This window comes from Thermoactinomyces sp. CICC 10522, from assembly GCF_016055075.1.
GTDB classification, from domain to species: domain Bacteria; phylum Bacillota; class Bacilli; order Thermoactinomycetales; family Thermoactinomycetaceae; genus Thermoactinomyces_A; species Thermoactinomyces_A daqus.
On sequence record NZ_JAECVY010000003.1, the window covers coordinates 121,154 to 140,952 of the forward strand.

Consider the following 19,799-nt stretch of genomic DNA (forward strand, 5'->3'; position numbering starts at 1 on the left):
TCTGCGAACGTATGTTTTATTCCTCCCATATTGAACCCGGTCAGAGTCATCAATCTCCAACTCTCCTCATACGATTTTAAAAGAATCCAGAGAAGGACGGGTTGCTTATGGAACAGGAATTTTGGGCCACCACGATACTCGATTTCCTGATTGCCCTCGGAGTCGTGCTCGGCGGCGTGATCCTTGGGGGGATCGGCGCCTTTATCACCGACGAATATCCGATGTTTCGAATGGTCCGCCTGGCTGAACAGCTGAAAATCTGGGCGATGGTGGCGGCAATCGGCGGAACGTTTGATACGATCAAAAACTTTGAGATCACGATTATGGGCGGTCAGCTCAACCTCGCTTTTCAACAATTAATCTTCATCATCAGTGCTTTTTTGGGCGCACATGCCGGCACGCTCCTGGTGCGTTGGCTGATTCAGGGCTGATGGGTGAGTGAGACAATGGCACGCGAAATCTATCGCGGAATTGTCAAAAACAAACGTTCATGGGTGATGTTTTTCATCGGTATCATCTTTGGCGGAAGTATTTTTCTTTTCCTCTACGGACAGAAAATCGACAGTCTGTTATCCGAACGCAATGCCATCTACTATGCCAACAATCAAAAATACAAAGAAATCCTGAAGCTGCAGGAAGAGATCGAGAATCTGACACGAAAAGGCGAAAAAAGGGAGGAAAAAGAAGACCGCATTGAAAAAATCATCGTCGAAGTCAACAGCGATCAGCCCTATATCACCGATGCCGTCAAGACACAGGTGGAGGAAAAACTTTCTCCGTTTCTCAATAAATCAATGCAATGGATCAGCAACAATCCGGACATCATCGAGCTGATTCTGGACAAACAGCCGATCGTGATCGATGGCGCCCAGAAAAGCAAAGTGGAAATTCACTTGAAATATATCTCTTTTTACCGCTCTACGTTGAAGATATGGATTACTGCTTCGGATCTTTCCGGAGAAGAGATCCCGGAAACGGACGGTTGATACCATGCGGGTCTTCCCCCTTCAGTCGTCCGGCCTGTTCAAAATCTTTTTTTTGCGGTAATATTAAATGACAGGAAAGGGGGGGACCACCATGATCATAAGTCCAAAAGCGCTCGCCAGAGCCAAAGCGGAAAAGCTGAAAAAAGGCTACACTGCATTTGTTGAAACCGAAACCGTTGCACATTTCCTCAAAAAAGAAATCGAAAAACAAAACCTCCGTGTCGTTGTCGATCAAACCCCTCATGGATGCTGGTTTACCCCGCTTGAGCGAGAAGAGTAACACCGGTCACTGCTTATGGGGCGCATGAGCAGTTGCCATGCTCCCCAAACTGTTTTTCCATACGCTTTTTTGGGAGGTTATCCTCATGCAAGTAGTCGGAATTTTGCTCATTTGCCTGATCCTCATCACGATTTTCGGCACTTTTTTCAACAGCATCCTGCAACGGCGCAATGAAGGAATGATCAAGCGCCTGTACCAAGCACGCATGAATATCAACATGGGTGTCATGTTCATCTCCATCGCCGCGTTGCAATTAACATTGCCCGGCTCTTCCTTCCTACGTTATTTCCTGCTTTTTCTTGTCATCGCAGCAGGCCTGATCAACCTCTACTACGGAATCAAATACCGCCGCTACTATACCGAAATGATCAACAAGCAATCCGAAGCCGCTCAATGAAAAAGCGCAAAAAGAAAAGCCGCTCTCAAGCAGCCTGAGAAGCCGGCTTATTTTATCTTTCAATCGTATGGGCCGTAATCAGCGCTTTGGCGACGATCTGGTGATCCAAAACCATTTCCACATCGAGTTTGGCCTGTTTTCTCCCCAAATCGAGGATGCGCGGCACCAGTTCAACTATGCTGTCGATCTGTACTGGTTTGAGAAAATACAAGGTGAGATTGTGAACAGACAAGTCCCCCCGCCTCTGTTTGCGCAGGGTCCGAAGCGCCGTTTCCGTAATGAGGGCAGTGCAAACCCCCGAGCTCAAGGTTCCCAGCGAATCGGTCATCTGCGGGGTGATTTTCCCCCGATACACCGGCTGGCCGTTTTTCATCAGTTCCTCAAACGAACGAAAGCTGAGTTCCTGAAATGTTTCACCCACCTGCGGCTGTTTTTGCATATATTGGAGCGATTTGATCACATCCTGGCGGCTGATCACACCCAAGAGACGACGCTGATCATTCACCACCGGCAACAGTTCGATCCCTTCCCACACCATTTCATGTGCGGCCGAAGCGAGCGATGTCTTTGGATTGGCCACAATCGGGTTCCGGGTCATCACTTTTTCCACTTTATCATCTGAAACAAAACCCATCACATCTTTGGCCGTGACCATACCGACCACACGCATCGATTCATCGACCACGGGGTAACGGCTGTGACCGGTTTCCCGCACCAACTGATGAAACCGTTCAACATTGTCATGCACCGTCAGGTAAACCGGAGACGGCTCTTTGCTCATAACATCCTCGACCACCAGGATCTCCTTTTTGATCAGCCGGTCGTAAATGGCCCGATTAATCATCGCAGCCACCGTAAACGTGTCATAACTGCTGGATATGACCGGAAGTTCCAGTTTATCGGCCAATGCTTTCACTTCATCCGTGGCATCAAAACCGCCGGTGATGAGAACGGCTGCTCCGCGTTCCAGGGAAATGCGATGAACGTTATCCCGGTTTCCCACGATTAACAGATTGCCCGATTCCACATACCGCATCATTGCTTCCAGCTTCATCGCCCCGATGACAAAGCGGTTCAGTGTTTTGTGGAGTCCGGCTCTCCCTCCCACAACCGTGCCGTCAACGATGTTCACCACTTCTGCAAACGTGAGTCGTTCAATGTCGGAGCGCTGCTTTTTTTCAATTCGCACCGTCCCGACCCGTTCGATTGTATTGACCAATCCCTGCGCCTCGGCATCCTTGATCGCTCTGTAAGCAGTTCCGTCGCTTACGCCCAAATCCTTGGCGATGCTTCGCACCGAGATTTTTTCCCCGACTTCCAAATTGGCAATGTATTGCAAAATCTGCTCATGCTTGGTCGTCACATTCTCCCCTTCTTTCCTCCGCCTTCGTTGGTCTGTTATACCATATTATATAACAAACGGAGGGACAGGAAAAAGAAAAGGAGCTGACCCGTTGGTCACTCCCGATAATTCTTTTTAAAACAGATGTTTTTATTGTAAAGAAACAGATTTGACCCGCCTCATTTTCATCTGCTCCTTTTTCCACTTCCGCTCCGCAGCCAGCCATTCCAACCGTCTCTCCGCTTCCATCCTCTTCCTTCTTTGTTCTTGCATCCTGCGCATCTGCCGGGCATTGGCCATGATATAGAAAAGCATTAAAATAACCCATGTCAACGCAAATGCATCCGCCAGCGGCGATCCGGACCCCATGGTCAATTGGGAAATGCCGAACAAAAGCAGCAGAATCCCGCTCACCACAAGCACGCCGTGCTTCATAACCACCCTTTCCTCCTCCCTTGTGACAAGCTCTTTTTAAACATGTACGCAGGAAACTTCTGTTTCATGCAAAAAATGGCTGCAATTGCAGATATGATTACTAAAAAACCACAATGCCGATGAAACACATGCGGCATTGTGGAGTGGAAAAACTGAACAAGAATAGAAGGATTCAGGATTGACCGGTCTTTTTCAAATATGCTTACAAAAAAGCCCTGTCGTCCTCATCCTCGGGAACCAGTCTTAAATACTGATACTCCCAAATAATTTGCTGTTGATGCGGATTTGCTCCCGAAAGATCGGTATAGTCAAAATCAATCTTGAATTTTCCGGAGTTATCAAGGATGAAGGTCAGATTGGTCCATGGTTCATGTCCTTGTGACTGATATTCAGTCCACAGTTCTTCCAATTCATCAAGCAACTGATGTTTTAATTCGGCAAATTTCTCTTCAGACACGTGAAAAAGCTCCGGGATATCCGGACTATAAACCGGTTCCCTGCGTTCACTCGGATAGTAGAAGAAAAACGATTTGCTGAATCCATCTGCGACTTCCCCGTACAAATAAACCTTTTCCCATTCCTCCGGGATCATTTCGATTACCGTTTCCGCCATTTGCTGATATAATTTCCCCAAACGGGTGTCATCCATCTCATTTTCCTCCCGGTGTATTTTTAAACCTGGCTTCAACCCATCTGCCAATCAGTCCATAAATTATCCATTTTTTTCATTCTGCTTATTCAATCATTCATTGGAACCGCTTTATCAACACTGTCGGAACTTCTGAGGATTCGCCGGCGATGCACGCCTCGCACAGGCCGGGCAATCCGCCGGTGTTGTTGCACTTTGTTAAATAAAAAATGACCCCGAAAGCGCCGGACAGGTTCATGCCCTTCTCCCTGCCCAGGCACTTTGAGGTCGTGAGCGAAGCTAAATCCGGCTCAAAATTTCCGACCGCTTGATCTTTTTGTCACTGCCTGCCGGATAATTTTCGAGCAAATGCTTTTTCAACCGTTCAGCCCACTCTTCTTGATATCCATCCACTTCTCTTATTCTTTCCATAAACTGATCAATGGATTGATCACTTTCGCTTTCCAAGAGTTGGGGAACATACTCTGTCTTTTCATATTGATAAGCTTGCCAGATCACGTAACATACCGCTTCAATGATCGAAAACAGGACGGATTTGGCTTGCGGATTTTCTTTTACCCCGGGATATCCTTCAATCAAAATTAATCCGTCATCTTCATCATCAAATCTCTCATAAAGGTCATCTGCACCGTACTTCTTCTCTTCAACCCATTCCCAGCACATGTCTGTCATTTCTCTTACCAGAGGGTACCATTCGTATTTTTTGGTTTGATCAATGATTTTTTCAGTCAAGGTCAATACATAAGCAGCTTTGGCATCTTCATTGATCTTCTCGTACCACCCCATCATAACTCCCCCTTTACTACGGCTTGTACGGATATTGTTTACCATTTTTCACTATAAAGAAATGCTTTTTTGTCACTTTTGCTCCTTGATTAACTTCACTTGAAACAACAATCTCAAGATTTGGATACCGCTTGCTGAGTTGACTCAGAATTCCGTCCATCGCATTCGGATTCTTCCCGAGTCCCGATTTGCACGAAGAGCATACTCCCGTTGGATTGGATTGATGAATATAGAGTTTCCCTTTCACATCAAGCCGATTTGGAAACTTCGCATCAACCTTTTGAACAAAATCATTGATGACCATCTCTTCAGCATGATTTTTGGCCTTATCCAGTCCAAACGGTGATTTAATCGGTCGGTTTGGCATTAACGTATCCAGATCCGGCAAACCAGCCTCTTTCAGTACTTGAGGAGAAGCACCTTCAAATACTTCTTTTTCCAATCCTTTAATATCGGTTCTGCCTACTGCGACGGTCTCTGTTTTAGGCACATTTAATTTGTTTCGATAGGCGGCCAGATCATTTTCCAGCAGTTTCGTATTAATGCATGATGTTGCTACGGCAAAATAGCCACGCTCCTGATTCAGTGCCACACAATTGGTCGCACTTTTAAAGAGGTTTTTTACAATCGGCGTTTTGGCCAGCAATGGTTCCAGTGAGGAGGCCGCCTTATTGACCGCCGGTTCGGCAAAATGGAAAAGTCCCAGCATTCCGGCTCCGAAGACCCCGGAGAAGATCATCATTTTCCAGTTGATCTTCCGGCCGTGCAGGAGATCGTCGGCCATACTGGTTCCTGCACCTTCAACTGCATTGACAAATCCGGCCCGGGTAAAGATTTTTTGCATCGGCCCGGGAAGTTTCCCGATCAGTTTGCTTCCCCCGCGCATCAGCGGACCCATAAATCGGGATTCAGCCAGTCCGGTCAGCAGTTTCTGCCCAACTCCGGTGGCCAGGGCTCTTGATGCTCCGCCGGCGATGCCCGCCCCGCACAGTCCAAGCAATCCGCCGATGGCCGCATCCATAAAAGTGTGTTTATCGATTTTCCCGCCATTCAGCCCGGCGCTGATCAAAAATGATAAAGCTGCACCGCTCAATACGGCAGCTCCCAGCGGCGGGGCGACAAAGCACAAGACCACCCCGACAATCACCACGGCCGCACAAGCGATGTACTCTTTATACTTGACAATCCAATTCCAGGTGGCGGATAACGCATCCACTACAACTTTGGCGATCTTGTCACACACCTTGCAAATCCAGTCCCAAAGCTGTGAGGCCTTGTCTTTCGTCCAGTTCCAGGCATCGGAAGCCTTGTCCGAGGCCCAATTCCACGCGCTCTTAAAAGGTTTGGTCACCGAATGCCAAAATCCTCCCTCATCTTTCTTTTCAGGCTGGGGAGGCAGCTGCGTCTTCGACGGCGGCGGATCTTCCTTTCCTTTATCAAAATGGTCATTTACCTGCGGAACCTGAAAGCTTCCGGCGGCATATGCCTGACTGCTGTAACATCCTGCACCGACAATGAAGACCAGAAGGAGCAGCAGGAACCCGTAAAAAAATTTACTCCTTCTGATGTAATTAACATTTTTCAAAATGATATCCACCACCTGAAGGGTTATTTATTTATATGAATATATTATGTCAACAGCCAATTGATGGAAAGGTCTAATAATATGATAAAATAATAAATTTCTATCCTCTTTGAACAAAAATACTTTTTCACCCATCATTCCAGGGATTCAATTCAGGAAAGCTCATTTTTCATCCTTAAATTTCTGTTCACATATGGCAAAAATCCTCGCTATTCTGCGCCAAGTGTTAAATACAAAATAACCCCGAAAAGCGCCGGACAGGTTTATGCTCTCCCTGCCTCGTCTCTTTTCGGGGATCATGATCGAAATTAAATCTGACTCAAGAGTTCCGACCGCTTGATCTTTTTGTCACTGCCTGCCGGAACATTTTCGAGCAAATACTTTTTCAACCGTTCAGCCCACTCTTCCCGATATCCGTCCACTTCTCTTATTTTTTCCATAAACCCGCTGTTTGTATATTCGTCATTTACCCCCTCAATAGGTTGCGGAACTTTATGTTTCTTACGTTCAAACACATATGCTTGCTTGATTGTATAAGAGGCTGCATGAAATACACACCAATAAACGAACTCGGCTTGCCGGTCACCTGTGAAAGGATCCTCTTCACAGGAAATAACGAACAGCCCCTCATCTTCATCGTCGATCGTTATGTAAAGGTCATATCCCTCATGCTTCTTTTCCTCTACCCATTCCCAGCACAGGTCGATGGATTCCCTGACCGTTGGATACCAATCATAATCGGTTAATTTATCCAATACTTTTTCGGATAATGCTAAAAAATAAGCAACTTTTGCATCAGCATTGACATTCTGATACCATTTTTCCAAAATCGATTGCCTCCCTGTTAAGCACGGTACTTGTTCTCACGACAGCGATCGTATTCATATCAGCATTCACCTTCAAAAATGACAAGGGTGTACCACTACTGCTCCCGGCAGCAGGGAGAAAAATAAACATAAAAAAAAAGAGACGGTTTCCGGGGCCGTCTCTACCAAAGGGGGTTTTCATCCTGTATTTATTTTAGTCGATGATTTTTACAGGATGATTACAGGAGATTTACAATTCCATATCTTATAGTTCGAGGGATTCTCCGGCTTTCAGCGCCGCGCCTTTGATTCCTTTTTGCTCCAATTTTTTCACGAATGCCTCTCCATCCTGCTGAATCGCCGGGAACGTATTGTAGTGCATGGGAATCACTTGTTTTGCCCCGACCCATTCAGCGGCAATCAAGGCATCATCGGGGTCCATGGTGAAGTTGCCGCCAATCGGAAGCATGGCCAGATCAATCGGCTTTTGCATCCCGATCAGTTTCATGTCGGAATACAATGCGGTATCCCCGGCGTGATAAATCGTTTTGTCTCCGAGCGTCAGCACAAACCCGGAAGCAGGCCCCATGTAAATGATTTCTTTTTTCTCATCCAACACCAGCCCGCTGCCATGCAGGGCATTGATCAACTTGACGCTTCCAAATTCAAAGGAGAAGGTTCCGCCGGTTCCCATCCCATGGGTATTTAATCCCTGCCAGCCGAGCCAGACGGAAAGTTCGTGCGGGGCGATGACCGTGGCACCGGAGGCCTTGGCAATCTCGACTGTATCGCCGACATGATCATTGTGGCCGTGTGTCAGCAGGATATAATCCGGTTTCAAGTTCTCCGGTTTTACTTTCGCCAAGGGATTCCCGGTAATAAAAGGATCAATCAGCAGACGGTAACCGTTGTGTTCGATTTCAAAACAAGCATGACCATGGTATGTAACTCTCATTTTCTTACTCTCCTTATTTCATTTCTTTGCCAAAAATATCTTCTACAGGCTCCATGATAATGCGCTGCAAATCCTGAAGCAAGATCATCAGTCTTTCCTCTGCCTGGAGATAGGCAGTAATGGCGGGCACTCCCTGGATGGCAGTCGACAACTTTTCCATTTCTTCCGACTGCTCCGGAGACGGTTGTTTCCCCTGAAGATAAAGGGTTTGCATCTGAAGGCGTTTCTCCGTAAATTTGTCCAGCATCTCGCGAAACTTGGGATTCTCCTCCAATTTCCGCTTTGCTTCCTTCACTTCCAGATACTGCTGTGAAGCCCGGATGCTCCGCGCCAACTGATGGGCGTGGTCGTACGGATTAACCATGTGCATTCCCCCCTTTCTCTCATCCTACCATTTTCTTATCCCAGATTCATCCGTGAATGCCAAGCCTGTTTTTTTCACCCTGCCAAACATGCCTACATACGATGAATTAGTCATTTCAGGCGGAAGGGGATAGTCATGGGGGGCCAAAAAGTACAAATTCAAATTGTTCCCGAAAGCCAATTTCCAAGGAATATCAATATGGTTATGAGCCGAATGCTGGCAAAAAAGCTGAAAATAGAAACCAACCCTTTTTGGGTGACGTTTGGTTCCGCAACAGCCAAAGGAGCGATTGCCTTTACCAACAAAACGAACAATTTGGTACGGATGAGTTCCCGGCTGGCCTCACAATTGAAAATGATCAACCAACCACTGATTCAAGCACGGTTTGACTCCCGCTCTTTCCGCTTGCGGTTTGGCCCTTTATTTGGAATTTTAATCAATGCCGAACCACAGGGCAAACAGGATCAATTATTCGGACTGATGACTCGCTTTTTGGAAGAATGCTGCGCCGCGGGGCAATCGCAAGGCGTCCGCGTCGCCATCTTTTCCCCGGAACAGCTAGATCTCAAATCTTGGGAAACCGGCGCTTGGGTTCGCGAGAAAGGACGATGGATCTTCACCAGGCTTCCTCTTCCCGACGTGATCTACAACCGGATTACCTCCCGCAAGCTGGAGCAGCAGGATCAGATTCAAAATAAACTGTACCAGCTGAAAACGCATTTTCATATTCCGGTCTTCAACGAAAAATTCCTTAACAAATACCAAGTATATCAAATCCTGATCAAAGATGAACGCACCCGGGAGATGCTTCCGGAAACCTATCCATTTCGCGTTTCCAGATTTAAAGAACTGCTTCAGCGCTATCCGACTGTTTATCTCAAGCCAAATAACGGCAGCTTGGGCAGCGGGATCATCAAGGTGAGCAGATCCGGCGGCAAGTGGATTTGCCAATCCTCCACGCCCGGCGGTACATTGACGCGCACGACCAAAACTTTAGCCGAGATGTGCAAACTGATGGCCCAAAGGATCGGACGTCAACCCTATCTCGTGCAGCAAGGGCTGTCCCTGGTGAAATATGATCAGCGGCAAATGGATTTTCGCGTTTTGGTGCAAAAAAACAGAACCGGAGACTGGCGGGTCACTTCTTCCGTCGCGAGAATCGCCAACAGCCAGCATATTGTCTCCAATCTCGCACGCGGAGGTACCGTGCGCAAAGCAGCGGATGTGCTGAAAGAGCTGAACCATATTCCCGGCAAACCGACAGACAGGGAGATTAAAGCGACAGCACTGGAAATCGCCAAAACATTTGAGTACCTGGCGGAAGGACACTTCGCCGAACTGGGAATTGACCTGGCCCTCGACACAAAAGGAAAAATTTGGCTGATCGAGATCAATTCCAAACCTTCCAAAACCGATGACACCATGGTCAATCCTACGGCCAATACCCGACCTTCTGTTTTGCGCCTGATCGAGTATGTGCACTTTTTGACGGAAACCGCGGGCGGACCCCATTCCCCTCCTTTTTCTCCGAAACCGGTACGAAAAATACGCGGGAGGGGTCCGACATGAAAATGGACATAAGCAAAAAGGTGTTAGGAATCATCGTATGTTATGGAAAAACGGAAAAGATGCCGCCCTTTTCAGAAGCTCCTTTTTTTTCGCAACTGGCAGTGGAAGGTGAGTCTCTGGGAATTGAGGTTTGCGTCTTCAATCCCCAGCTGGTTCATTGGAAGACGCGGACCGTTCCCTGCTGGATTGTGGAAAACGGCAGATGGAAAATGGCGGTCAAACCGCTCCCATCCCTGATCTATGACCGATGTTACTACCATACGACCGAACATTATTTAAGATATAAACCCTATGTTCTGAAGCTGGCAAATGACCCGCATATCCGCTTATTGGGGAGGGCGCTCGGCGGCAAATGGCAGACATATGAAATATTGAAACAGCATAAGGAAATCGCTCCGTATCTCCCGCACACGATTTTTTACCGATCAAGCCATGATGTGCTCGCTTTTCTGCAAAATCAGCCAAGCGCCCTGATCAAACCGAACGGCGGCAGTCACGGGCGGGGAGTCGTGGCGATCACGAAGCATCCCCCGGGCTATTTGATTCAGGGACGCACGCAGGCCAATAAATTGTTTTACCGCCAGTTGAAAACCGTGCAGGAACTGGAAACCTGGATCCAAAACTTCATCGGCCGCACCCGGTATATCATCCAACCGCTTCTGCCGCTGATGACACCGGATCAAAGACCGTTTGATGTCCGGATCTTAGTGCAAAAGAACGAGGAACGGAACTGGGAAACAACGGGAATGGCAGTTCGGACGGGCAAACCGAATTCCATCACCTCCAATCTTCACGGAGGAGGGCAAGCTGTCGCATTCAGACCCTTCCTCCAAAAACACTATGCACAAGAAACCATTTTTAAAATTCAAGAAACCATTCAATTTTTGAGCTCGATCGTCCCCCGTTTTATCGAACAACAACACGGGCCGCTTGTCGAGCTGGGAATCGATGTCGGAATCGAACCAAGCGGGCGTATTTGGATCTTGGAGGTGAATTCAAAACCCGGCCGCGCTGTTTTCCTCAGAACCGGCGAAATCAACATTCGCCGTCGCGCTGTCCAACTCCCTATTCGTTATGCCCATTCTTTACTTAAGAACACCTAGGAGGGTCACTATGAAATCAATCATATGCCAAACCCGAATCCATTCCAAAACACCTGCAAAAGCGATCGTGATCAGCCAGGCTCTGATGGAGCAATGGGGTTGTGTCAATGGGCAGTCCATTAAGGTGGAAGTAGGCAATAAAACGGTTATTACCCGTGTGGCAAGAGGGAAAATGAGTGGGCAGCAAATTATTTTCTCGCCCGCTCTTGCCAAACAACTCACTCTCCCTTACCCCGGACAAACCCGGGCCCTTTTTTACAACAGAACCCTGAAAATCGGCCCGGTGATCGGCATCCTGACAACCGGATTCACCGGGAACGCCGCCCAGCCATTTGGCGGACGATCACAACTTTTCCTCAGTTTCATTCGAGCGGGTGCAAAGGAAAAACCTTTCATCTATGTGTTTACCCCCGATATGGTCGACTGGCAAAACCGGACCGTTTCCGGATGGTATTGCATTCCGAATAAAAGCGGGGGCATGCGCTGGATTCGCCTGCTTTCGCCTTTTCCCGATGTTGTCTATGAGCGTGTTCCCAACAGGAAAGCAGAGTCTCTTTCCCATGTCCAATCCTGTCTCTCCCGCCTGAGGGAAACCAATCAGAGCAAGATTTTCAACCAGGGCTTCTTCAATAAATGGTTCATTCATCAATGTTTGAGCACCCATCCGGAGAGTTCCCAGTATATTCCGGAAACCTATCTCTCCCCTTCGATTCAAACCATTAAAAAGATGCTGGAAAAACATCAGATGATTTATTTAAAGCCGAGCGGAGGAAGTTTGGGGCTCGGAATTTTTCGCATCACCTATCATCCGCGGGAAGGTTACTTTTGCCGCTTTCATCAGGGAACCAAAAATGTGCTCCACCGCTTCAACTCATTGGAAAAACTGATTCGCCACTACTTTGGCAGCAACGAGTCTGAACGGTTTAAACGATACCTCGTACAGCAAGGCATTCGCCTGATCAAACATAACGACCGTCCCGTTGATTTTCGCGTGCACATGCATAAAGACGGGTCCGGAGAATGGAAGGTGGTGGCGATCGGTTCCAAAGCGGCGGGCTTTGGCTGTGTAACCACCCATGTACGAACAGGCGGTTCGATCATCCCCACCGATGAACTGTTAAAGAAAGTTTTTCACGAAAATGCAAGCTATATCGAAATGTCGATTAAAGAATCGGCGATTTTGATCGCCAAGGTTCTTGAAGATCAGATCAATGGTCCGCTCGGCGAATTGGGGATGGATATCGGAGTCGACCGCAGCGGAAGAGTATGGCTTTTTGAAATCAACGCCAAACCCGGCCGCCATATCTTTCTCCATCCGTCTCTCAGGGAAGCAGGGCGCCAATCTGCCAAGTATATAACGGATTACTGTCTAAAGTTAGCCAATTTTATCTGAGAAGGAGGGGGCATAAGTGAAGGTGCCAGAAGCAGGTTGGTTATCCATCCAACATAATCGCGGACAATATTTTTTCATTCCGCTGAAAGGTCACCAAACTTCGGAGTTAAAAAGTCCGCTTCCCGCCATTGTCGGAGCAAAGACACCCGGGCAACTCATCATCAGAAATTGGTCTTCCAAGCAGCACCTTCCCGTCTTCACCCCGGCAAGAGTGAAGAAAACATCCGATCATCGCTACCAAGTGGGCCCGTTTGTCGCCATTCTGGCTGCTGACGGAAAACAGCCCTTTTACGGAAATCAGAATAACTTTGCCGACATTATCCGAACCGGACGCACAATGGGCGTCAGCGTTTATGTCATGACCCCCGCCGGGTTCAGGCACAACCAACAGAATCCCCATACCGTCAGAGGATTTCTGTTGGATCATCGCAGCCGCAACCTGCGCTGGATTCCGGCCGAACTTCCGATGCCCAATGTCGTTTACAACCGCATTCCCACGCGGACCGAGGAGCAGAAACCGGAAGTGCAGCAAGTTGTAAAACAATTGATGAACACACCCGGCATCCATTTTTTCAACCCCGGTTTTTTTGACAAATGGTCACTCTACCGGTTGCTCTCCGCCTCTCCGCGGCTGCGCCAGTTCCTGCCGGAAACAGCCATGCTGGAAAATCCGGCCGGTCTGAAACAGATGCTCGAACGCTATCCTTCCATTTATTTAAAACCGGCCAACGGCAAAGCGGGAATCAAAATGATGCGCGTCAATAAAAAGCCGGACGGCTTTGAACTCCACTATCAGTCGGTGTCGGCGAAAAAACGTCTTTCAATCGCATCGCTGCCTGCACTTTGGAATCATGTGCAACAGTTGAAAAAACCCGGCAACTATATCCTGCAGCAGGGAATTCCCCTGGCACAGTATCATGGCAGGCCTTTTGACGTGCGCATGCTGCTGCAAAAAGACGGTCAGGGAAACTGGGGATTAAGCGGCGCCGGCATTCGCGTGGCCGGTGCAACGGCGATCTCCACCCATGTTCCGATGGGCGGGAAAATCGAATCACTTGATCAGGTATTCCAGGCCGCATTTGGCGACAGGAAAAAAGAAATGAGGGAAAAGATCGAAAATATCGGTTTGGAGTTGGCTTCTTTCATCGAGACGAAACAGGCCGGCCCGCTCGGAGAGATGTCGATCGACCTCGGGATCGAGCCGAATGGGAGAATGTGGTTTTTCGAAGCGAATTCCAAACCGATGAAATTTGATGAACCGGATATCCGCATCCGCTCCCTGCGCCGAATCATCCAATATTCCCTGTATCTGAGTGAGTTTTCACAGGCAGTGAAAGGAGGAAGATGATGATTATCCGCCAGTTTGAACCACAGGATATCGAAACGGCCAAGGTTCCCGTCATCCGGTTTATGAAACGGTACGGAGATGGGCGAATTACCCATCGCGCTTTGCGCTGGTTTCAACGTTTATCCAAGCAAAACATCCCGGAAGGCACATATGTGGCGGCTGCGCTGGACAAAAAGAAATTGATCGGCGTGATCGTGTTCGGTCATTACGGACTTCAGGAATCCTTCATCGCAGTGCATCCGCAGTATCGCAAACGCGGTGTCGGGGAAGTTCTGCTCAAAAGCGCGCTGGCCAAACTCCCCAAAATTTACACGCGGGTCGCCTGTGATAATATCCCCAGTCTCAAGCTGTGTTTTTCCTGCGGATTAATCGCTTTTAAACTGATCAAAGGGCCGACGGGAAAACCGACGCTCTGGCTTGCCGGCGGGGACTATTCGACGGAAGACGTCATTCGGATGGAATATATCGCCAAAATCTCCCCCAGAGCAGAAGAAAAAAGAAGCGGATCGTAATGTCCGCTTCCTTTTCCATTCATTTCAAGCTTACTTATCTGGGATGACGCGTTTGGCTGTAATATATCCTTTATCCAGCCACGGTGTGCTCAGACTGTCAAAGCGAACGCCGCCCGGACCCCAAGTATGCAGGATTTTATTGTCTCCCACATAAATGGCCACGTGTCCAATTTTGCCGTGGGAGTGGCTTGTGGAAAAGAACAGCAAGTCCCCTTTTTGAATTTGGGAACGCGGGATGGTTTTTCCCACGTGTGCCTGTTCACGGGAAGTACGCGGCAAATGAATTCCGTTTTTCCCGTAAACGTATTGAACAAAGGAAGAACAATCAAACGTGGAGGTTACTCCGGAAGGAGACCCTAATCTGTAAGGGGTGCCCAAATATTGTTTACCCAATTTAATAATGTTGTCCGCCACTTGCAGACGATGGCCATTTGATTGTTCTTTCTCTGTTCCTTGTACCGGCTTGTTTTGCGCCGGCGCCTGCACAGGAGTTTGTGCAGATTCGTTATTGGATACAGGTGTAAACGTTTTATCTTTAACTTCCGAAGAATTGGAAATTGATCGGCTATTATCGAATACCCACTCTAAACCGACTTTGCTGAAAACAGAGCTGAGAAAACTGGAATTTTCCGATGTTGCATTCAACGTGGCAGCATGGGAAATCCCCGTCGGAATCAATCCGGTAACCATTAAAGATGCAGCAACTGTCCAAACTGTTTTCTTTATGCCTTTATTATTTCGCATCAAATCCCCCTCTGCAAATAAAATTTTTATTTGTTAACGGCATGTCCTATGGTAACATAGATCAACACGAGATGATTATGTAAAAACTTCCATTGTCAGGAAAATCCGATAACGGCGTTTGTCGCGAAAAATGTCCCATTTTTTTCTATTGACATGTTTCCATCTCCCCGCCCGGTGAATATACCTAGAAGAGGAATTTGCATAAGAAAGGGGCCTGGAAATTGAAAAAGCGAAGATCATCCTCATCCAGGAAAACAGGGACAACATCCCCTCACCTGCGCGATGAAATCATTCTGGAAGAGCTGATCCGGCTCGAACAGGAAGAACTCAGGAAAAAAAAGGCGTCAGCCCGGCCAACGCAGCAACCGGCAGAATCAAATGAACCGGAAGAGAGTTTGAAGAAGCCCGAATATAATGAACCGCCGTCCCCATCGATCAAAGAGACGCGCAATGTGACCGGATCCGAATCTTTTATTTACACGGATGATCTGACCAATTATTCCGTAACGAGAGAAAAAATCGCCAATCAGGCTGTCGATGGAAGTAAAATCAAAAAAGGTTCCATCAGCGCGGACCATATCGAACAAGATGCAATCATCGAGGCCAAGATTGCCGCAGGAGCCGTTACCGCTCCCAAAATCGCGGAAAAAAACATCAAGTCATCCCATCTCGACGATGATATCATCGGGGAAGAAAAAATCAGAAAAGAAGCCATCACTGCGAGACACATCAAAGACAATTCAATTCCCGGCACAAAACTGGAAGACCAGAGTATTGGTGAAAGCAAAATCAAAGACCGGGCGATTCTGGGCAAGCACATCGGACTCGGCCACATTCAGAGCGAACATCTGGCCGACCAGTCGGTCAGCGGAGAAAAGATCAAAAGTGGTGCGATCAGTACGAATCACTTGATGAATCAAATTATCAACAATCCCAAAATCGCCGATGGGGCGATCACGGAAGCCAAGATACAAAACGACAGCATCAGCTCCGACAAGATCGCCGGCGAAGCAATCACCTCCGACAAAGTAGCCAAAGCGGCCATCCGTTCCCACCACATTGCCGATGAAACCATCCAATCCCACCATCTGCAAAACAAAGCGATCACCAGCAATAAATTGGCCAATTCTGTCATTATGTCAGACCATTTGCGCGATCAAATCATCGGGTCTCATCATATCGGGCCAAGTGTGATTCAAGGGAAGCATTTGGCTGATGATTCCATCACCAGGGATAAAATCGCCCCGGCAAGCATCGACGCCCATCGGATTCAGGATCAGGCGATCAAATCGAATCACCTGGCTCCTCGCAGCATTTCAGAACAGCATTTGCAAGAAAACAGTGTCAACAAAACGCACATCAAAGAGGCGAGCATCGGGGAGCAACATATTGCCAACAATTCGATTCCCGGCACAAAACTGTTGGATCATTCCATCACGACCTCGAAGCTCTCACCCGAGTCGATCTCCTCGGATAAAATTATCGATCAGGCGATCAGCACCAATAAAATAGCAGATCGAGCCGTAAACTCAGGCAAGCTCGCCCCGAAAAGCATTCAAAGCGAACACATCGAAGAGCGGGCGATTTTGCATAAGCATATTGGCGCGGAGCAGGTAAAAACCGAACATCTCTGCGACGAAGCAATCACTTCAAACAAGCTGGCACGGGAAGCGATACTGGGCAAACACATCGCCGCCGACACCATCACCGCATCCCACATTTCACCGTATGAAATTACGGAAAATCATCTCGCCGACCACTGCGTCACCTCGTCAAAAATAGCTCCGCAATCGGTGGAAGGCGGGCACTTGGCTGAAAACGCCATCCAGAGCCGTCATATTCAAAACGGGCAAATTTTAACAAACCATCTCGCACCCAAAGCAGTCAATTCCGAGCAACTGGAAGAAAGATCGGTGGGATCAGGGCATATCAAAGAACAAGCGATCTTATCCATGCATCTCGCTCCGGAACAAATTGAGGAAGAACATCTGAAACGGCAAACCATTACCTCCGCCGTCATTCAGGATCAGGCGGTCACCGGGGATAAAATCGCCCCTGCCGCCATTAAAGCAGAGCATGTACAGGAACAAGCCATCCGCTCCTCTCATCTTGCATCCGAACAAATACAAAAAAGACATTTGTCCCCCGGAGCAATTCAATCCAAACACTTGGAAGCAGAGGCGATCCAAAGCCGGCACCTCGGAAAACAGATAATCCGGGGAGAGCATATCGACATCCAGCAAATTAAAACACACCATTTGGAAGCGGAATCAGTGACGTCGGAAACACTGTCACCGGAGTCAGTCCAGTCAGTGCATCTTGCAGAAAACGCGGTCAGGTCAAAACATATCGGAGAAGAACAAATCCATGCACATCATTTGGCGAAAAACATCATCCATCAGGATCATATTCAGGAACAGGCGATCACCGGAGATAAAATCGCCAGCCATTCAATACAGGCAAAACATTTGGATGAAAAAACGATCCTCTCCCATCACATCGGAGACGGACAGGTGCAAAGCCATCACCTTGAACCCCGGGTAATCGGCTCCGATCAACTGGCAAACGAAGCGGTACAACCAAAACACATCACAGAAAAAGCCATTCTTTCCACTCATATCGCGGAGCAGCAAATTCAAAGCCACCATCTGGAAAAAGATTCGATCACCTCGGAATTACTCGCATCCGGAGCAGTCGAAACGAGACATCTCGTGGAAAATATCATCAGCAAGGAGCATATTGCCCCGGGTCAAATCGACGGGCAGCATCTAAAACCTGAAATCATCACCAATGTTCACCTGCAAAACCATTCGATCAATTCAGACAAAATTGCTCCAAACAGCATCCAAGCAAATCACTTAACGGAGCAGGTAATCAACGCTTCCCACATCGGGGACGAACAGGTGCAGAGCCATCACATTAAACCACAGGCAATCGGCTCCGGCCAACTGGCAAACAAAGCGGTACAACCAAAACACATCACAGAAAAAGCCATTCTTTCCACTCACATCGCGGAGCGGCAAATTCAAAGCCACCATCTGGAAAAAGATTCGATCACCTCGGAATTACTCGCATCCGGAGCAGTCGAAACGAGACATCTCGTGGAAAATATCATCAGCAAGGAGCATATTGCCCCGGGTCAAATCGACGGGCAGCATCTAAAACCTGAAATCATCACCAATGTTCACCTGCAAAACCATTCGATCAATTCGGACAAAATCGCTCCAAACAGCATCCAAGCAAATCACTTAACGGAGCAGGTAATCAACGCTTCCCACATCGGGGACGAACAGGTGCAGAGCCATCACATTAAACCACAGGCAATCGGCTCCGGCCAACTGGCAAACGAAGCAGTGCAACCAAAACACATCACAGAAAAAGCCATTCTTTCCACGCACATCGCAGAGCGGCAAGTACAAAGCCACCATCTGGAAAAAGATTCAATCACTTCGGAATTACTTGCATCGGGAGCAGTCGAAGCCAGACACCTCAGGGAAAATCTCATCGGCGAGGAGCATATCGCCCCAGGTCAAATCGACGGGCAGCATCTTAAACCTGAAACTATTACCAACGTTCATCTGCAAAACCATGCAATCAATGCAGACAAAATTGCTCCAAACAGCATCCGGGCAAATCATTTAACAGAGCAGGCAATCAACGCTTCCCACATCGGAGATGAACAAGTGCACAGCCGCCATCTCGGCGCACATTCGGTTACCTCTGCCCATATTCAAAACGAAGCCATAACTGCGGAAAAAATTGCTCCCCTTTCAATTGGAACCCTGCACTTTAGCGAACAATCAATTCAATCCGCCCACATCGGCCAACGCCAGATCGAAGGACACCACATCGCAAAACAAGCGATTTCACCGGAACATTTACAAGAAGAAGCGATCCGTGCCGGACACCTGACTTCCCAATGCGTCACCTCCCGCCATATCGATTATGAACAAATCAAAACGAAACATCTGGAGGATGAAGCGATAACCGCCCAAAAAATCCGCTCCCAGGCAGTGGAATCGCATCATATCGCCAAGCAAGCCGTTCAATCGGATGCCATCGCTGACGGAGCTGTTACGGCTGAGAAGATTGCCGACGGGGCAATCGGTCCGGAAAAACTGAGTTTTGCTTTGCCCGGGCCTGCTGCCGCCATTTCCGGATCTGCTCCGTTTGAGATTGCGGCCGGGAAACCGGAACAAACCGTACACATCCATCTTAACGGTCATATTCCCTCGCCCTACATTGTGGTAGCCATGACAAACCAGCCCTATTGCTTTGCGACTCTCTCCGATTTGCAGGAAGACAGCTTTGTGCTTCGCGTGCACCAAATCAAGGAAACACAAGAACAAATTAGAGGCACGGTCTTTTGGATCGCCAATCCGGTACAATCCTTTTCCGGCTCTCCCGCTGAGATCCCGATTGAACAGGTTGAAACAAAAACAGAAGACACACTGCAGATCGCTTCTTGCCGAAAAACGGATTCTCCCGCCTCAACCCATGATGAAAACCCGTGGGACTAAACAAAAAAACTGCTGATCAAAAACA

At 48.1% G+C, this 19,799-nt stretch carries 19 protein-coding genes; 10 read left to right on the forward strand and 9 right to left on the reverse strand.

Annotation, left to right across the window (positions count from 1 at the left end):
- The first annotated feature begins 107 nt into the window (after positions 1-107).
- From I8U18_RS06835 to I8U18_RS06850, 4 genes are all read left to right on the forward strand, one after another.
- The gene (locus tag I8U18_RS06835) at positions 108-431 is read left to right on the forward strand and encodes a YtrH family sporulation protein (RefSeq protein ID WP_033101102.1); all 324 of its coding nucleotides are present in this window, start codon (positions 108-110) and stop codon (positions 429-431) included.
- 15 nt (positions 432-446) lie between these two features.
- The gene (locus I8U18_RS06840) at positions 447-986 is read left to right on the forward strand and encodes a sporulation membrane protein YtrI (RefSeq protein ID WP_033101101.1); all 540 of its coding nucleotides are present in this window, start codon (positions 447-449) and stop codon (positions 984-986) included.
- A 91-nt stretch (positions 987-1,077) separates the two neighbouring features.
- Positions 1,078-1,266, forward strand: a complete 189-nt coding sequence (locus tag I8U18_RS06845) for a YtzJ family protein (RefSeq protein WP_033101100.1) — start codon at positions 1,078-1,080, stop codon at positions 1,264-1,266.
- Positions 1,267-1,351: 85 nt separating this feature from the next.
- Positions 1,352-1,663, forward strand: a complete 312-nt coding sequence (locus I8U18_RS06850; RefSeq protein ID WP_033101099.1) for a YtpI family protein — start codon at positions 1,352-1,354, stop codon at positions 1,661-1,663.
- 52 nt (positions 1,664-1,715) lie between these two features.
- Here I8U18_RS06850 and I8U18_RS06855 read toward each other — a convergent pair whose 3' ends face one another.
- From I8U18_RS06855 to I8U18_RS06890, 8 genes are all read right to left on the reverse strand, one after another.
- Positions 1,716-3,026, reverse strand: coding sequence for a DRTGG domain-containing protein (locus I8U18_RS06855; protein ID WP_033101098.1), 1,311 nt, complete (start codon positions 3,024-3,026; stop codon positions 1,716-1,718).
- A gap of 129 nt (positions 3,027-3,155) precedes the next feature.
- Positions 3,156-3,446 (reverse strand): hypothetical protein, encoded by a 291-nt coding sequence (locus tag I8U18_RS06860; protein WP_160173854.1) that lies wholly within the window; start codon positions 3,444-3,446, stop codon positions 3,156-3,158.
- Positions 3,447-3,642: 196 nt separating this feature from the next.
- Entirely contained in the window at positions 3,643-4,089 is a 447-nt protein-coding gene (locus tag I8U18_RS06865; RefSeq protein ID WP_198064614.1) for an antitoxin YezG family protein, read from the reverse strand.
- A gap of 279 nt (positions 4,090-4,368) precedes the next feature.
- The gene (locus I8U18_RS06870; RefSeq protein ID WP_033101095.1) at positions 4,369-4,875 is read right to left on the reverse strand and encodes an Imm6 family immunity protein; all 507 of its coding nucleotides are present in this window, start codon (positions 4,873-4,875) and stop codon (positions 4,369-4,371) included.
- A 16-nt stretch (positions 4,876-4,891) separates the two neighbouring features.
- Positions 4,892-6,460 carry a hypothetical protein gene (locus tag I8U18_RS06875; protein ID WP_052154211.1) on the reverse strand — a complete coding sequence of 523 codons (1,569 nt, stop codon included), beginning with the start codon at positions 6,458-6,460 and terminating at the stop codon, positions 4,892-4,894.
- Between the two features lie 308 nt (positions 6,461-6,768).
- Positions 6,769-7,287 (reverse strand): Imm6 family immunity protein, encoded by a 519-nt coding sequence (locus I8U18_RS06880; protein WP_033101094.1) that lies wholly within the window; start codon positions 7,285-7,287, stop codon positions 6,769-6,771.
- Between the two features lie 244 nt (positions 7,288-7,531).
- On the reverse strand, positions 7,532-8,221 hold the full coding sequence (locus I8U18_RS06885) for a metal-dependent hydrolase (RefSeq protein ID WP_033101093.1): 690 nt from the start codon (positions 8,219-8,221) through the stop codon (positions 7,532-7,534).
- Between the two features lie 13 nt (positions 8,222-8,234).
- Positions 8,235-8,585, reverse strand: coding sequence for a YlbF family regulator (locus tag I8U18_RS06890; RefSeq protein ID WP_198055416.1), 351 nt, complete (start codon positions 8,583-8,585; stop codon positions 8,235-8,237).
- Between the two features lie 198 nt (positions 8,586-8,783).
- Here I8U18_RS06890 and I8U18_RS06895 point away from each other — a divergent pair, with 198 nt between their 5' ends.
- The 5 genes from I8U18_RS06895 to I8U18_RS06915 are packed head-to-tail and all read left to right on the forward strand — an operon-like array spanning position 8,784 to position 14,510.
- Positions 8,784-10,154, forward strand: a complete 1,371-nt coding sequence (locus tag I8U18_RS06895) for a YheC/YheD family endospore coat-associated protein (RefSeq protein ID WP_181735390.1) — start codon at positions 8,784-8,786, stop codon at positions 10,152-10,154.
- Positions 10,151-11,257: a YheC/YheD family endospore coat-associated protein gene (locus I8U18_RS06900; protein ID WP_081943856.1), complete on the forward strand. Its 1,107-nt coding sequence runs from the start codon at positions 10,151-10,153 to the stop codon at positions 11,255-11,257. The genes I8U18_RS06895 and I8U18_RS06900 overlap by 4 nt, the downstream gene beginning before the upstream one ends.
- A 10-nt stretch (positions 11,258-11,267) precedes the next feature.
- Entirely contained in the window at positions 11,268-12,650 is a 1,383-nt protein-coding gene (locus I8U18_RS06905) for a YheC/YheD family endospore coat-associated protein (RefSeq protein ID WP_033101091.1), read from the forward strand.
- 16 nt (positions 12,651-12,666) lie between these two features.
- Positions 12,667-13,998 (forward strand): YheC/YheD family endospore coat-associated protein, encoded by a 1,332-nt coding sequence (locus tag I8U18_RS18180; protein WP_198064615.1) that lies wholly within the window; start codon positions 12,667-12,669, stop codon positions 13,996-13,998.
- Positions 13,998-14,510: a GNAT family N-acetyltransferase gene (locus I8U18_RS06915; protein ID WP_052154208.1), complete on the forward strand. Its 513-nt coding sequence runs from the start codon at positions 13,998-14,000 to the stop codon at positions 14,508-14,510. Before I8U18_RS18180 ends, I8U18_RS06915 begins: the two co-directional genes overlap by 1 nt.
- 30 nt (positions 14,511-14,540) lie before the next feature.
- On the opposite strand, the gene I8U18_RS06920 is transcribed toward I8U18_RS06915, so the two are convergent.
- Positions 14,541-15,254: a C40 family peptidase gene (locus I8U18_RS06920; protein ID WP_198064616.1), complete on the reverse strand. Its 714-nt coding sequence runs from the start codon at positions 15,252-15,254 to the stop codon at positions 14,541-14,543.
- Between the two features lie 221 nt (positions 15,255-15,475).
- Here I8U18_RS06920 and I8U18_RS06925 point away from each other — a divergent pair, with 221 nt between their 5' ends.
- A complete protein-coding gene (locus I8U18_RS06925) occupies positions 15,476-19,774 on the forward strand; it encodes a WIAG-tail domain (RefSeq protein ID WP_198064617.1) in 4,299 nt (1,432 codons plus the stop codon).
- Positions 19,775-19,799 lie beyond the last annotated feature (25 nt).

Excerpts from the sequence above, each read along its gene's own strand:
- I8U18_RS06845 (WP_033101100.1), top strand. The coding sequence starts at position 1,078 with ATGATCATAAGTCCAAAAGCGCTCGCCAGAGCCAAAGCGGAAAAGCTG.
- I8U18_RS06885 (WP_033101093.1), bottom strand. The coding sequence starts at position 8,221 with ATGAGAGTTACATACCATGGTCATGCTTGTTTTGAAATCGAACACAAC.
- I8U18_RS06850 (WP_033101099.1), top strand. The coding sequence starts at position 1,352 with ATGCAAGTAGTCGGAATTTTGCTCATTTGCCTGATCCTCATCACGATT.
- I8U18_RS06890 (WP_198055416.1), bottom strand. The coding sequence starts at position 8,585 with ATGGTTAATCCGTACGACCACGCCCATCAGTTGGCGCGGAGCATCCGG.
- I8U18_RS06920 (WP_198064616.1), bottom strand. The coding sequence starts at position 15,254 with ATGCGAAATAATAAAGGCATAAAGAAAACAGTTTGGACAGTTGCTGCA.
- I8U18_RS06840 (WP_033101101.1), top strand. The coding sequence starts at position 447 with ATGGCACGCGAAATCTATCGCGGAATTGTCAAAAACAAACGTTCATGG.
- I8U18_RS06870 (WP_033101095.1), bottom strand. The coding sequence starts at position 4,875 with ATGGGGTGGTACGAGAAGATCAATGAAGATGCCAAAGCTGCTTATGTA.
- I8U18_RS06905 (WP_033101091.1), top strand. The coding sequence starts at position 11,268 with ATGAAATCAATCATATGCCAAACCCGAATCCATTCCAAAACACCTGCA.
- I8U18_RS06835 (WP_033101102.1), top strand. The coding sequence starts at position 108 with ATGGAACAGGAATTTTGGGCCACCACGATACTCGATTTCCTGATTGCC.
- I8U18_RS06895 (WP_181735390.1), top strand. The coding sequence starts at position 8,784 with ATGGTTATGAGCCGAATGCTGGCAAAAAAGCTGAAAATAGAAACCAAC.
- I8U18_RS06900 (WP_081943856.1), top strand. The coding sequence starts at position 10,151 with ATGAAAATGGACATAAGCAAAAAGGTGTTAGGAATCATCGTATGTTAT.
- I8U18_RS06915 (WP_052154208.1), top strand. The coding sequence starts at position 13,998 with ATGATTATCCGCCAGTTTGAACCACAGGATATCGAAACGGCCAAGGTT.
- I8U18_RS06865 (WP_198064614.1), bottom strand. The coding sequence starts at position 4,089 with ATGGATGACACCCGTTTGGGGAAATTATATCAGCAAATGGCGGAAACG.